This is a genomic window from Klebsiella sp. 141153, assembly GCF_032601995.1.
In the GTDB taxonomy this organism is placed as follows: domain Bacteria; phylum Pseudomonadota; class Gammaproteobacteria; order Enterobacterales; family Enterobacteriaceae; genus Klebsiella; species Klebsiella aerogenes.
In genome coordinates this window covers 1-13,623 of the sequence record NZ_JAQIRJ010000004.1, presented here as the reverse complement: position 1 = coordinate 13,623, position 13,623 = coordinate 1, and the positions used below count along the sequence as shown (strand labels likewise).

The 13,623-nt window shown below is 55.2% G+C and carries 11 protein-coding genes; 7 read left to right on the top strand and 4 right to left on the bottom strand.

From position 1 onward, the window contains the following. Positions 1-2: 2 nt before the first annotated feature. Both viaA and ravA read right to left on the bottom strand, forming a co-directional pair. Positions 3-1,451, bottom strand: coding sequence for an ATPase RavA stimulator ViaA (gene viaA / locus PGS10_RS08595; RefSeq protein WP_015368996.1), 1,449 nt, complete (start codon positions 1,449-1,451; stop codon positions 3-5). Further along, positions 1,448-2,947: an ATPase RavA gene (gene ravA, locus PGS10_RS08590; protein WP_047044564.1), complete on the bottom strand. Its 1,500-nt coding sequence runs from the start codon at positions 2,945-2,947 to the stop codon at positions 1,448-1,450. Before ravA ends, viaA begins: the two co-directional genes overlap by 4 nt. Positions 2,948-3,164: 217 nt before the next feature. On the opposite strand from ravA, the gene kup reads away from it, so the two are divergent. The 7 genes from kup to rbsR all read left to right on the top strand — a co-directional run bounded on the left by kup (position 3,165) and on the right by rbsR (position 11,072). Next, on the top strand, positions 3,165-5,033 hold the full coding sequence (kup, locus tag PGS10_RS08585; RefSeq protein ID WP_045396012.1) for a low affinity potassium transporter Kup: 1,869 nt from the start codon (positions 3,165-3,167) through the stop codon (positions 5,031-5,033). 186 nt (positions 5,034-5,219) lie between these two features. Beyond that, a complete protein-coding gene (gene rbsD / locus PGS10_RS08580; protein ID WP_045396015.1) occupies positions 5,220-5,639 on the top strand; it encodes a D-ribose pyranase in 420 nt (139 codons plus the stop codon). Positions 5,640-5,649: 10 nt separating this feature from the next. Next, complete coding sequence (gene rbsA / locus PGS10_RS08575; RefSeq protein ID WP_015368992.1) at positions 5,650-7,155, top strand: ribose ABC transporter ATP-binding protein RbsA; 1,506 nt, start codon at positions 5,650-5,652, stop codon at positions 7,153-7,155. Positions 7,156-7,160: 5 nt separating this feature from the next. Then, on the top strand, positions 7,161-8,126 hold the full coding sequence (rbsC, locus tag PGS10_RS08570) for a ribose ABC transporter permease (protein ID WP_015368991.1): 966 nt from the start codon (positions 7,161-7,163) through the stop codon (positions 8,124-8,126). A 27-nt stretch (positions 8,127-8,153) separates the two neighbouring features. Then, on the top strand, positions 8,154-9,044 hold the full coding sequence (gene rbsB / locus PGS10_RS08565; RefSeq protein ID WP_045396020.1) for a ribose ABC transporter substrate-binding protein RbsB: 891 nt from the start codon (positions 8,154-8,156) through the stop codon (positions 9,042-9,044). A gap of 99 nt (positions 9,045-9,143) precedes the next feature. After that, the gene (gene rbsK, locus PGS10_RS08560) at positions 9,144-10,076 is read left to right on the top strand and encodes a ribokinase (RefSeq protein ID WP_161801952.1); all 933 of its coding nucleotides are present in this window, start codon (positions 9,144-9,146) and stop codon (positions 10,074-10,076) included. Between the two features lie 3 nt (positions 10,077-10,079). Then, positions 10,080-11,072 (top strand): ribose operon transcriptional repressor RbsR, encoded by a 993-nt coding sequence (gene rbsR, locus PGS10_RS08555; RefSeq protein WP_072251486.1) that lies wholly within the window; start codon positions 10,080-10,082, stop codon positions 11,070-11,072. On the opposite strand, the gene mdtD is transcribed toward rbsR, so the two are convergent. Both mdtD and PGS10_RS08545 read right to left on the bottom strand, forming a co-directional pair. After that, the gene (gene mdtD, locus PGS10_RS08550; protein WP_045396023.1) at positions 11,069-12,466 is read right to left on the bottom strand and encodes a multidrug transporter subunit MdtD; all 1,398 of its coding nucleotides are present in this window, start codon (positions 12,464-12,466) and stop codon (positions 11,069-11,071) included. The two genes, rbsR and mdtD, sit on opposite strands and share 4 nt — an antisense overlap. 13 nt (positions 12,467-12,479) lie before the next feature. Continuing rightward, on the bottom strand, positions 12,480-13,181 hold the full coding sequence (locus PGS10_RS08545) for a FadR/GntR family transcriptional regulator (RefSeq protein WP_045396024.1): 702 nt from the start codon (positions 13,179-13,181) through the stop codon (positions 12,480-12,482). Positions 13,182-13,623 lie beyond the last annotated feature (442 nt).

The following is a 13,623-nucleotide window of genomic DNA, read 5'->3' as shown; positions in this document are numbered from 1 at the left end:
GATTAACGCCGCCAGCGACGCAGCAGGCGGCTACGCAATCCGGTATCAAAGCGCCAGATATGATCGAAGATGCGCATGATGCCGGGTTTGCCGTGTACCGACATCGCCACCGCGTGAAAACGATGCTGATGTTTGTGCTGCAGCTCCCCCACCTTGTTGACCACCTCATCCGGCAACCGCTGGGCGATAAAATCGGAAATCACCACCGCATCGGCATCGACCCACTGCGGGCTTTGCAAACGTTCAACGATCGCGCGAAAACAGCTGGCCAGATCGGTGCCGCCGCGAAAGCGCTGGCTTAAAAAACGGATCGCCTGCTCCAGCCCCTGCGGGCCGGTTAGCTCGTAGTGCACCACTTCGCTGGAGAACAGCATGATGTAGCAGCGGCGGTTATCCGCCAGCGCGACGCGCATCAGCGCCAGACAAAAGGCTTTGGCGCATTGTTCGTTAAAACCGCCCATCGAACCTGAGGTATCTACGCAGACAATAAATGGCCCGCGCGGCTGCTCATCAAAATCCTGCCGGGTTACCGGGCGTTCGGTGATTTTCTCCCGCCAGGCGTCGCCGTGCAGGCGATAAGTTAATAGCTGTTTTTCCACCAGCTTACGGTAGAACTCGAACTCCAGTTCGGTGATGCCGAGCGTTGCCAGCTCTGGCGGCAACAGACGTAGAATATCGTCGCTTTGCTGCAGGCCATCGACCTGCTCTGGTACCGTTGCCGGTTCACGAACCATCGCGCGGAAGGCCTCCATCGGCGCATCCTTCTTCGGCACCAGTTTGGCTTCCCGCGATCTGCCCAACTGCTCAGCCAGCTGCATCAGTTCCGGCTGTTGGCTGAGAAAATCGCCATAGCGCACGATCAGCTGGTAATCGCCGCGTTTAAGCTCGCCGGCGCTCATATCCCACAGGCGGCCGGCGGCGTTGTCGTTTTCCACCAGCACCGGCTCTAGCTGCCCGCTGAGCGTCATTCGTTCCTGCACCTCGCTGAGCAGTTGATCGCGCTCATCGTCTAATAAGTGCTGGTTGAGGGTGGTGGTCTGTACCACCAGACTTAAGCGCCAGCGTTGTAAGAACAGAGTATGTAGCGCTGGGGTGAAGGTTGCGTTATCGTCCACCAGCTGCTGCGCCTGGGCGGCAAAGGGCGACTGGAGCTTATGCAGCTTGCCGAGGATCTGCGGCAGCTGCACGATAAATTGCGAAGTTGAAAGCAGCTGGGCCTGCTGATAGATCTGCACTTCGGCGTCCAGCTCGGGAGGGATCTGCGTCTCTTTGAGCCGGGCGCGAACCGCTTCTCGCCAGCGCGGAATATCGGCGGCGATGATATTTTTCAGCCGCGGAAATTTTTCAAAGAACACCGCCAGTTGAGGCGAGGCCAGCAGCGCCAGCAGCATCTCCTCGATCATCCCTTCTTCGCTGACCGCCAGCATGACATTCAGCATGTCGAGCGTCATGGCTGGCGCGCCTGTTTAATTTGCGCGCCGACGTCCTGCAGGCTGGCTTCGATACGCCCCAGCCAGTCGCCGGGAATAAACAGGCATTTTTGCTGTTCGCTAAAGCGGTTATGTTGCTGGTGCCACTCGTCATCCAGCGCTTCCAGCTGCTGGCGGATCTCGGCAGGCATATTTTCCTGAGATTCGCTGCCGGGCAGCGACAGGCGCGAGCCTTGCAGGCTGACGTCGCGCACCACCAGGTGTTGGCTGGCATCGACATCCATCGTTAATGGCTGGGCAAAACCGATACCGTTGAGCTTGCCGCGGATCTCGCCGCCTTTCTCCAGCCAGTTGATCAGCGCCTGGCGTTCAAAGGCGATATGGATAACTTCGAGATCGTGCAGTTTCAGCGGTTGCTGGAGAAGCAGCGTCAACGTCTCACCCTCAACACCGTCTGGCAGTTCGTAATGCGGCTTACGGCTGAACATACCGCCAACGCGCGTGACTTTAAGCGCGGTTTTATCGCTGTGCTGCTGCTGGATTTGAATACGGCGTTGGATGATGGCGCCTAGTTTAGTCAGCATCGCCTGCTGACCCCAGGCATGGCTGGTCATCAGTGACTCCAGCTGCTGCGACATCAGATTCATGCTTTCGATGTTATGCCACAGGCAATCTTTCAGCAGGATCAGGTCGATAGGCGCGATGGCGTCGCGGCCGCTAAAGAAGGCGCTGGCCTGCAGCAGACGGATGGCTTTTTTCCAGCGGCGATCGGAAACGTAAGGCGCATTAGGCAAGGCATCTAATTGTTGGCGCAGCTGGAAAACCAGCTCGAAGACGTTGTCCGGCAACTTCACGGTACCAATGTCATGCTGCCACTGGGTAAATTCATCGTTGCTGATTTGCAGGTTTTCAGGAACCGGATTGCTGTTTTCATCCTGCTGGCTGACCAGCATCGAGCGGAAGTTAGTTTTATCCTGTACTTTATCCAGCCACAGGCGGATCAGCATGCGGTCATATAAGGCTTCGAGGCTGTTGTCCGCTTCGGGCAGTTCGTTCGACGCCGCGACCAGCAGGCGCATTGGGATTTTCTCTTCATGGGCGCCGTTGCGGAAGTGGCGTTCGTTGATGGCCGTCAGCAGGGTATTAAGGATAGCCGGGCCGGCTTTCCAGATTTCATCCAGGAAGACGATTTCCGCCTCTGGCAGATAGCCTGCCGTTAAACGCTCATAGCGCCCTTCATCTTTGAGCGCCTGAATCGACAGCGGGCCGAAAACTTCTTCCGGCGTGGAGAAGCGGGTCATCAGATATTCAAAAGCGCGCGCCTGCCTGAAAGCGAACTTAAGGCGGCGGGCGATCAGGCTTTTCGCGATGCCGGGCGGCCCCAGCAGGAACACGCTCTCGCCGCTAAGCGCGGCCAACAGGCACAGGCGTATTGCGTGGCTGCGTTCAAAGAGTCCTTTTTCCAGGGCGGCGCTAAGTCGGGAAATTCTTTCTGCCAGTAAATGTGATTGAGCCATAATAGAGTTGCGTGCTTTGTCGTGTGTCGTTATTGCGTCGAGTATAGATGTTTGATTAGGGGTGGTAATAGCCTGAAGAATCGATTTATTTTCTTTGAGCTAAGTTAATATGGTGTCAGTTAGGGGTACGATTCAGCAAATAATCGTGCATACTGTGCGCTTTTTGTGGGCCAAGGGACTAGGCACACATTTGTTTTATAAACGAAAAGACTAGTCTATGAGCACTGATAATAAACAATCGCTGCCGGCAATAACGCTGGCGGCAATCGGCGTGGTTTACGGCGATATCGGTACCAGTCCACTGTATACTCTTCGCGAATGTCTGTCAGGCCAGTTTGGCTTTGGCGTTGAACGCGATGCAGTTTTTGGCTTTCTGTCGCTGATTTTCTGGCTGTTGATCTTCACCGTATCAATAAAATACATCACCTTCGTGATGCGGGCGGATAACGCCGGCGAGGGCGGGATCTTGACGCTGATGTCGCTGGCGGGGCGCAACACCTCGGCAAAGATGACCTCCGTATTGGTGATCCTCGGCCTGATTGGCGGTAGCTTCTTCTATGGTGAAGTGGTGATAACCCCGGCAATATCGGTGATGTCGGCGATAGAGGGGTTGGAAATTATCGCCCCACAGCTGGATACCTGGATTGTCCCCATCTCCATTATTGTGCTGACCCTGCTTTTTGCTATTCAAAAACACGGAACCGGGATGGTCGGCAAGCTGTTCGCGCCAATTATGCTGATCTGGTTCCTGTTGCTGGCGGTGCTTGGCGCGCGCAGTATCCTCGATAACCCGGAAGTTCTGCAGGCGCTGAACCCTTACTGGGCAGTGAACTTCTTCCTGCAGTACAAAACGGTATCCTTTATTGCGCTCGGCGCGGTGGTGCTGTCGATTACCGGTGTGGAAGCGCTGTATGCCGATATGGGTCACTTCGGCAAACTACCGATTCGCGTAGCGTGGTTCTCGGTAGTACTGCCATCACTGGTGCTTAACTATTTTGGCCAGGGCGCGCTGCTGTTGAAGCACCCGGAAGCCATTAAAAACCCGTTCTTCCTGTTGGCGCCGGAATGGGCGCTGATCCCGATGCTGATTATCGCGACCCTGGCGACGGTTATCGCCTCGCAGGCGGTGATTTCCGGGGTCTTCTCGCTGACTCGTCAGGCCGTGCGTCTGGGCTATCTGTCGCCAATGCGCATTATCCATACTTCGGAAATGGAGTCCGGGCAGATTTACATCCCGTTCATTAACTGGCTGCTGTACGTTTCTGTGGTCATCGTCATTGTCAGCTTCGAGCACTCTTCTAATCTGGCGGCGGCGTACGGTATTGCGGTAACGGGCACCATGGTGTTGACCTCCATTCTGTCGGCGACCGTGGCGCGCAAAAACTGGCACTGGAATAAGCTGTTTGTCGGCCTGATGCTGGTGGCCTTCCTGTGTATCGATATTCCGCTGTTCTCGGCGAACCTCGATAAAATCGTCTCCGGCGGTTGGTTGCCGTTATCACTGGGCCTGGTGATGTTTACGGTGATGACCACCTGGAAGAGCGAGCGTTTCCGCCTGCTGCGCCGGATGCATGAACATGGCAACTCGCTGGAAGCGATGATCTCCTCGCTGGAGAAATCACCGCCGGTGCGCGTGCCGGGTACCGCGGTCTATATGTCTCGCGCCCTGAACGTGATCCCTTTTGCGCTGCTGCATAACCTGAAACACAACAAGGTGCTGCATGAACGCGTGATCCTGCTGACCCTGCGCACCGAAGATGCCCCGTATGTGCATAACGTGCGCCGCGTGCAGATTGAGCAACTGTCGCCGTCGTTCTGGCGCGTTGTAGCAAGCTATGGCTGGCGTGAAACGCCGAACGTCGAAGAGGTGTTCCATCGCTGCGGCCTGGAAGGGCTGAGCTGCCGAATGATGGAAACGTCGTTCTTTATGTCCCACGAGTCGCTGATTATCGGCAAACGGCCATGGTATCTGCGCCTGCGCGGCAAACTATATCTGCTGTTGCAGCGTAACGCTCTGCGCGCGCCGGATCAGTTTGAAATCCCGCCGAACCGGGTTATCGAACTCGGTACTCAGGTAGAAATCTGATGTCAAAAAGCCCTTCAATAATGAAGGGCTTTTTTGTCTCTCACATCTCAATGCAATTTCCTGCCCACGCCTTGCGAAACGTTTCGATGGCGATCACATTTATCTCTTTTGATGATGGTTTTTTGCTCCTGCATTTACAATACTAATGTTAGCGAAACGTTTCGCTAGTGGAGCAAAAGAGAAAAAATGAAAAAAGGCACCGTACTTAACGCTGATATTTCTTCCGTTATCTCCCGCCTCGGTCATACCGATATGCTGGTTGTTTGCGACGCCGGATTGCCGGTTCCCCGCAGCAGCGCGCGAATCGATATGGCGCTTACTCAGGGCGTACCTTCATTTATGCAGGTTCTGGAGGTCGTAACGACGGAAATGCAGGTTGAGGCGGCGGTCATCGCAGAAGAGATTAAAACCCATAATCCGCAACTCCACGCGACGTTGCTCAATCATCTTGAGCAGCTGCAGCAGCACCAGGGAAATACGATTGAAATTCGTTACACCAGTCATGAGCAGTTCAAAAAACAAACCGCAGATAGTCAGGCGGTAATTCGCAGCGGGGAGTGTTCCCCGTATGCGAATATTATTCTCTGTGCCGGCGTCACTTTCTGAGGTCGCCGCCATGGAAGCTTTATTACAGCTGAAAGGGATCGATAAAGCGTTCCCTGGCGTCAAAGCGCTCTCCGGCGCGGCGCTGAATGTCTATGCTGGCCGGGTAATGGCGCTGGTAGGGGAAAATGGCGCCGGTAAATCGACAATGATGAAGGTACTCACCGGTATCTATACCCGTGATGCCGGTTCTTTGCTGTGGTTAGGTAAAGAAACGACCTTTAACGGCCCAAAATCCTCACAGGAAGCCGGTATCGGCATCATTCACCAGGAACTCAACCTGATCCCGCAATTAACGATTGCCGAGAACATCTTCCTTGGCCGCGAGTTCGTTAACCGCTTTGGCAAAATCGACTGGAAAAAGATGTATGCCGAAGCGGACAAGCTGCTGGCGAAGCTGAATTTACGTTTTAACAGCCAGAAGCTGGTGGGCGATCTGTCGATTGGCGATCAGCAAATGGTGGAAATCGCCAAAGTGCTGAGCTTCGAATCGAAGGTCATCATTATGGATGAGCCCACCGATGCCCTGACCGACACCGAGACCGAATCGCTGTTCCGCGTCATCCGCGAATTGAAATCGCAGGGGCGCGGCATTGTCTATATTTCCCACCGCATGAAAGAGATCTTCGAAATCTGCGATGACGTCACCGTATTTCGCGACGGGCAATTTATTGCCGAGCGTGAAGTGGCTTCGCTGGATGAAGACCGACTGATCGAGATGATGGTTGGCCGTAAGCTGGAAGATCAATATCCGCATCTCGATAAGGCACCCGGCGCGGTACGTCTGAAGGTCGATAATCTCTGCGGATCCGGGGTGGAAAACGTGACGTTTACCCTGCGTCAGGGCGAAATCCTCGGCGTTGCCGGGCTGATGGGCGCCGGGCGCACTGAACTGATGAAGGTGCTGTACGGCGCGCTGCCGCGCAGCAGCGGTTCCGTGACGCTGGACGGCCATGAAGTCGTCACCCGTTCGCCGCAGGATGGCCTGGCGAACGGCATTGTCTATATCTCCGAAGACCGTAAGCGTGATGGCCTGGTGCTCGGGATGTCGGTCAAAGAAAACATGTCATTAACCGCGCTGCGCTACTTCAGCAGGGCGGGCGGTAGCCTTAAGCATAAAGATGAACAGCAGGCGGTCAGCGATTTCATTCGGCTTTTTAATGTGAAGACGCCTTCAATGGAGCAGGCAATTGGCCTGCTTTCTGGGGGGAACCAGCAAAAAGTCGCTATCGCTCGCGGGCTGATGACCCGGCCGAAAGTGCTGATCCTCGACGAACCAACCCGTGGCGTCGACGTCGGGGCGAAGAAAGAGATCTACCAGCTGATTAACCAGTTTAAAGCCGATGGCCTGAGCATCATCCTTGTCTCTTCTGAGATGCCGGAAGTGCTGGGCATGAGCGATCGCATCATTGTGATGCATGAAGGGCATCTCGGCGGTGAATTCACACGCGAGCAGGCCACCCAGGAAGTATTGATGGCTGCCGCTGTGGGCAAGCTTAACCGTGTGAATCAGGAGTAAAAAAGATGACTACCCAGGCTGTTACTGGTCGCCGCTATTTCACTAAAGCGTGGCTGATGGAGCAAAAATCGCTGATCGCCCTGCTGGTGCTGATCGCGATCGTTTCGACCATGAGCCCTAACTTTTTTACCGTTAATAACCTGTTCAACATTCTGCAGCAGACTTCCGTTAACGCCATCATGGCGGTCGGGATGACGCTGGTCATTCTGACATCGGGGATCGACCTGTCCGTCGGTTCTCTGCTGGCATTGACCGGCGCCGTCGCGGCGTCTATCGTCGGTATCGAAGTGAATGCGCTGGTGGCCGTTGCCGCCGCGCTGGCGCTCGGTGCGGCTATTGGCGCGGTGACCGGGGTAATTGTCGCGAAAGGTCGCGTGCAGGCGTTTATCGCCACCCTGGTGATGATGCTGCTGCTGCGCGGCGTGACGATGGTTTATACCAACGGTAGCCCGATCAACACCGGCTTTAGCGATAACGCCGATCTGTTTGGCTGGTTCGGTATCGGACGCCCGCTTGGGATCCCGACGCCGGTATGGATTATGGCGATTGTCTTCCTGGCGGCCTGGTACATGCTGCACCATACTCGCCTGGGCCGTTATATTTATGCCCTGGGCGGTAACGAAGCGGCGACGCGGCTTTCCGGCATCAGCGTGAATAGAGTGAAAATCATCGTCTATGCGCTGTGCGGGATGTTGGCTTCACTGGCCGGCATCATCGAAGTGGCGCGTCTTTCCTCTGCGCAGCCGACGGCGGGGACGGGCTATGAATTAGACGCGATTGCTGCGGTCGTACTTGGCGGCACTAGCCTGGCCGGTGGTAAAGGTCGTATCGTCGGCACGCTGATTGGCGCGTTGATCCTGGGCTTCCTGAACAATGGTCTGAACCTTTTAGGCGTTTCTTCCTATTACCAGATGATCGTCAAAGCGGTGGTGATTTTGCTGGCGGTACTGGTAGATAACAAAAAGCAGTAACTGAGAACTCTACAGGACATCTTAACTATGAATATGAAAAAACTGGCGACCCTGGTCTCTGCTGTTGCTCTAAGCGCGACCGTTAGCGCAAACGCGATGGCGAAAGATACCATCGCACTGGTTATCTCTACCCTGAATAACCCCTTCTTCGTTTCTCTGAAAGACGGCGCGCAGAAAGAAGCCGATAAGCTGGGCTACAACCTGGTGGTGCTGGATTCCCAGAATAACCCGGCGAAAGAGCTGGCGAACGTACAGGACTTAACGGTTCGCGGCGCCAAACTGCTGCTGATTAACCCAACCGACTCCGATGCTGTCGGCAATGCGGTGAAGATGGCGAACCAGGCTAAAATCCCGGTTATTACCCTGGACCGCCAGGCTTCAAAAGGCGATGTGGTGAGTCATATTGCTTCCGATAACGTGCTGGGCGGTAAAATGGCCGGCGACTATATCGCGAAGAAAGTCGGGGAAAATGCGAAAGTCATTGAGCTGCAAGGCATTGCCGGTACCTCTGCGGCGCGCGAGCGCGGCGAAGGTTTCAAACAGGCCGTGGCGGCGCATAAGTTCAACGTACTGGCCAGCCAACCCGCTGACTTCGACCGTACCAAAGGTCTGAACGTGATGCAGAACCTGCTGACGGCGCATCCGGACGTGCAGGCGGTGTTTGCGCAGAACGACGAAATGGCGCTGGGCGCGCTGCGTGCGCTGCAGACTGCTGGAAAATCTGATGTGATGGTGGTTGGATTTGACGGCACTCCGGATGGCGAAAAAGCAGTAAATAGTGGCAAACTGGCAGCGACCATCGCCCAGTTGCCGGAGCAGATCGGCGTTAAAGGCGTCGAAACCGCTGATAAAGTGCTGAAGGGTGAAAAAGTGGATGCCAGCTATCCGGTTGAGCTGAAACTGGTCATTAAGCAGTAAAATGCGATTCGGGCCGGCAATGGTCCGAGGGACAACATAAAAAAGAAAAGCAGGGCATGCGCCACCGGAGTCCGGTGGCGCGCTTTCCCGGGAACAAAGATGATGAAAACCGCAGGCAAACTTGTCGTCCTTGGCAGCATCAATGCCGATCACATTCTTAACCTTGAATCCTTCCCTACTCCAGGTGAAACCGTTACCGGAAACCACTATCAAGTGGCTTTCGGCGGTAAAGGCGCCAATCAGGCTGTCGCTGCCGGGCGTAGCGGCGCGGATATTGCCTTCATTGCTTGTACTGGCGATGACGATATCGGCGAACGCGTTCGCCGCCAGCTGGCGAGCGATAACATCGACGTGGCGCCGGTGCGTGCCGTTGCTGGCGAATCAACCGGCGTGGCGTTGATCTTCGTTAACGCGGAAGGCGAGAATGTCATCGGTATTCATGCCGGCGCAAATGCTGCGCTTTCTGTTTCTCAGGTTGAGGCGGAAAAAGAACGAATTGCCAGCGCGCAGGCATTGTTAATGCAGCTGGAGTCGCCGCTGGAGAGCGTGATGGCCGCTGCGAAAATCGCTCATCAGCATCAGACTACCGTGGTGCTTAACCCTGCCCCGGCGCGCGAACTTTCAGATGAACTATTGGCGCTGGTGGATGTCATTACGCCGAATGAAACCGAAGCGGAAAAGCTGACCGGTATTCGCGTTGAAAGCGACGACGATGCCGCGAAAGCCGCCAGTGCGCTTCATGCGAAAGGGATTGGTACGGTGATGATTACTCTCGGCAGCCGCGGCGTGTGGTTAAGCTGCGAGGGCGAAAGCCGCCGGGTCCCCGGATTTAAAGTTCAGGCCATCGATACGATCGCCGCTGGCGACACTTTTAATGGCGCATTTGTCACCGCGCTGCTGGAAGGCCGTGAAGTGGCAGACGCCATCCGTTTTGCCCATGCCGCCGCCGCGATTGCCGTCACCCGTAAGGGAGCGCAACCGTCTGTGCCGTGGCGCAAAGAGATCGACGAATTCTTGCGTCAACAGGGGTAATGCTTGGCTACCATGAAGGATGTGGCCCGCGTCGCGGGCGTTTCCACCTCGACCGTTTCTCACGTCATTAATAAAGACCGCTTTGTCAGCGAGGCGATTACCGCCAAAGTTGATGCGGCGATCAAAAGTCTTAACTACGCACCTTCGGCGCTGGCGCGTAGCCTCAAGTTAAATCAGACGCGAACCATCGGCATGTTGATCACCGCCAGTACTAACCCGTTTTATTCGGAGCTGGTGCGCGGCGTGGAACGCAGCTGTTTCGAGCGCGGCTACAGCCTGGTTTTATGTAATACCGAAGGCGATGAGCAGCGGATGAATCGCAATCTGGAAACGCTGATGCAAAAACGCGTCGATGGTCTGCTGCTGCTGTGCACCGAAACGCATCAACCTTCCCAGGAGATCATGCAGCGTTATCCGTCGGTGCCGACGGTGATGATGGACTGGGCGCCGTTCGACGGCGACAGCGATCTCATTCAGGATAATTCGTTGCTCGGTGGCGATATGGCGACCCAGTATCTGATCGATCGCGGTCATACCCGTATTGCCTGCATTGCCGGGCCGCTGGATAAGACGCCGTCGCGACTGCGCCTGGAAGGCTACCATGCGGCGATGGCGCGCGCCGGGCTGGATGTCGCCGAAGGTTATGTCATTACCAGCGATTTTGAATTTGGCGGCGGTTTTACCGCGATGCAGCAACTGCTGGCGTTAACGCCACGGCCGCAGGCGGTATTTGTCGGTAATGATGCGATGGCGGTCGGCGCGTATCAGGCGCTGTATCAGGCCGGGTTGCGTATTCCGCAGGATATGGCGCTGGTGGGGTATGACGATATTGAACTGGCGCGCTATATGACCCCGCCGCTCACCACTATTCATCAACCCAAAGATGAACTGGGAGAGCTGGCTATCGATGTGCTGATTCACCGCATGGCGGATCCCGGGCAAAAACAGCAGCGCGTGCAGCTTACCCCCGAACTGGTGGTTCGCGGTTCAGCTTAGTGCTTGTGCCGCTCCGTTATCAGGTTGCGGCCATCTTTAGCTCTGAGCAGCATAAACATCAGCGCTGATACCACGGTGATCGCACCCATCGTGATAAAGGTATAGTGGAATTGTTCGATGGTGCTGGCGTTATCAAATCCTTCATAAAAACGCAGGACTGCCGCGCTGATGGCCACGCCAAGGCTAATGGACAGCTGCTGGGTTACCGCGAGTAGGCTGTTGCCGCTACTGGCATTGTCATCGGTTAAATCAGCAAGCGTAATGGTGTTCATCGAGGTGAACTGCGTGGACATCGCCATCCCCAGCACAAATAGCGGCAGTAGTAGCAGCCACAGCGGCATTCCTGGCGACTGCAACGCAAACTGCGCGATCATCAAACCAATAAAGATAGTGACCCCCACCAACGTTTTGCGATAACCAAACCAGCGTAGTATCTGTGTGACGGTCGACTTGGCGATAATCGAGCCAATGGCCGTCGGCGCAATCATGCAGCCGGCGATAATGGCCGGGTAGCCGAAACCGACCTGTAGCATCAGAGGCATCAGGAACGGTACGCAGCCGGTTCCTAACCGTGTGGCCAGGTTGCCGGCGATCCCGACAGAGAAGGTATGGGTCTTAAATAAGGAGAGTGAAATCAGCGGCGTGGGATGGCGACGAGCATGGCGAATATAGGCCAGCATGAGCACGACGCTCAGGGCGATGACGGACAGCGCCATCCAGCTGGCAACGATTTTCTCGCCAAAGAGTTCAATACCGCTGGAGAACAGCACCAGACTTAACCCAAAAAGAACAAAGCCGCTGGTATCGAAACGACGGCGGGGCGTGGTGAAGTCCGGCATATATTTGCGGGCGTAGAGAATGCCGATGATACCAATCGGGATGTTAATCAAGAAAATCCAGTGCCAGCTGGCCCAGGTGACTAACACGCCGCCGAGTACAGGACCGAGAATGGGGCCGACCAGGCCAGGCATGGTAACGAAGTTGAGTACCGGCAGCAGTTCGCTACGCGGATAGGCGCGTAACAGCGCCAGACGCGCAACCGGCATCATCATTGCGCCGCCGATCCCCTGGATGACGCGGAAGACAACCAGTTCGGGTAGCGAAGTGGAAAGCGCGCAGGCAAGGGAACCTAAGGTAAACAGGCTGACGGCAATGATAAAGACTTTGCGGGTGCCGAAGCGGTCGGCCAACCAACCGCTCACCGGGATCAGCATCGCTACCGTCAGGGTGTAGCTGATAATGGCGGATTGCATCGCCAGCGGGGAGTGACCAAGGCTATGCGCAATAGCGGGAAGCGCGGTATTAAGAATAGTGGCGTCCAGCGCCTGCATAAAGAAAGCCATGGCCGCAATCCACGGCAGTCCGGCCATACTCCGCCCTTTCTTCCCGGTCATGCCTTTTCCTTCTTTATTTACCTGTGTGGTTTGGGGTATTCAACAATGTCTGGCAGGCAAGCTGCGCGCGCGGACCATCGCTTTCCTGAATGGCGTCAACAATAGCCTGGTGCAGATCCAGTTTAACGACTTCATTTTGCGTAATCGAGGTGAAATAGGTCTGATAGACCGAATGGAATAACGACGCGAAAGAGGTGAGAAACGGGTTGCCGCTCATCGCATAAATATGTTCATGCCAGGCCATATCGACTTCAATCCAGCGTTCGCGGATAAAATGTCTTTTCAGCTCGATCATTTCTTCCATTAACGTATTGAGCTGCGCTTTCTGCTCGGAGGTACCGGCAATCGCCGCCAGAAAACAGGCCTGCGGCTCCAGGCTGCTACGCATCACCAGGAAATGGCTAACCACTTCTTCGAAATTATCTTCCGTCAGCCACCAGGCGAGTAGTTCTTTATCCAGAAAGTTCCAGCTGCTGCGCGCCAGAACGCGAGTACCGATACGCGGACGCGGAAGCAGCATGCCTTTAGCCGCCAGCGTTTTTACCGCTTCTCGTACTGCCGTCCGGCTGACGCCAAACTGTTCGCCCAGCTCCATTTCACCGGGAAGGATGCTCTCTGGCGGATATTCGCCAGTGAGGATTTTTTGGGCGATCTTCTCCGCGATGACCCAGGAGATGTTTTTTTGTGCCGCCAGCTGCTGTGCGCTTATAGACATGAATGCCGTTCCTTTCTCTTTTCTACTTCATCAGTATGCCACCTGACGGCTTATTTCGGTGGTTAAAACAGCAAAAGGGCCATTTTTTACGATTTCAACATCCGCTTTGGCGAAAAAAGAGACGGTTGAAAAGTTTTTTGAAAACAGGGCTTGTCAACGTCTCAGAACTCCCTATAATGCGCCTCCACTGACACGGAACAACGGCAAGCAAGCCGCCGGGTCAGCAGGGTTTCAGCAGTAAAATACGACGCTGAAAACCGACAGAGAAAAGTGAAAATAAACGCTTGACTCTGAATGAGGAAAACGTAATATACGGGACCTCGCAACGGTGAGCTGAAAGCCGCGTTGCAACTGCTCTTTAACAATTTATCAGACAATCTGTGTGGGCACTCAAAGTGACATGGATTCTTAACGTCCTCGGACGAAAAATGAATACCAAGTC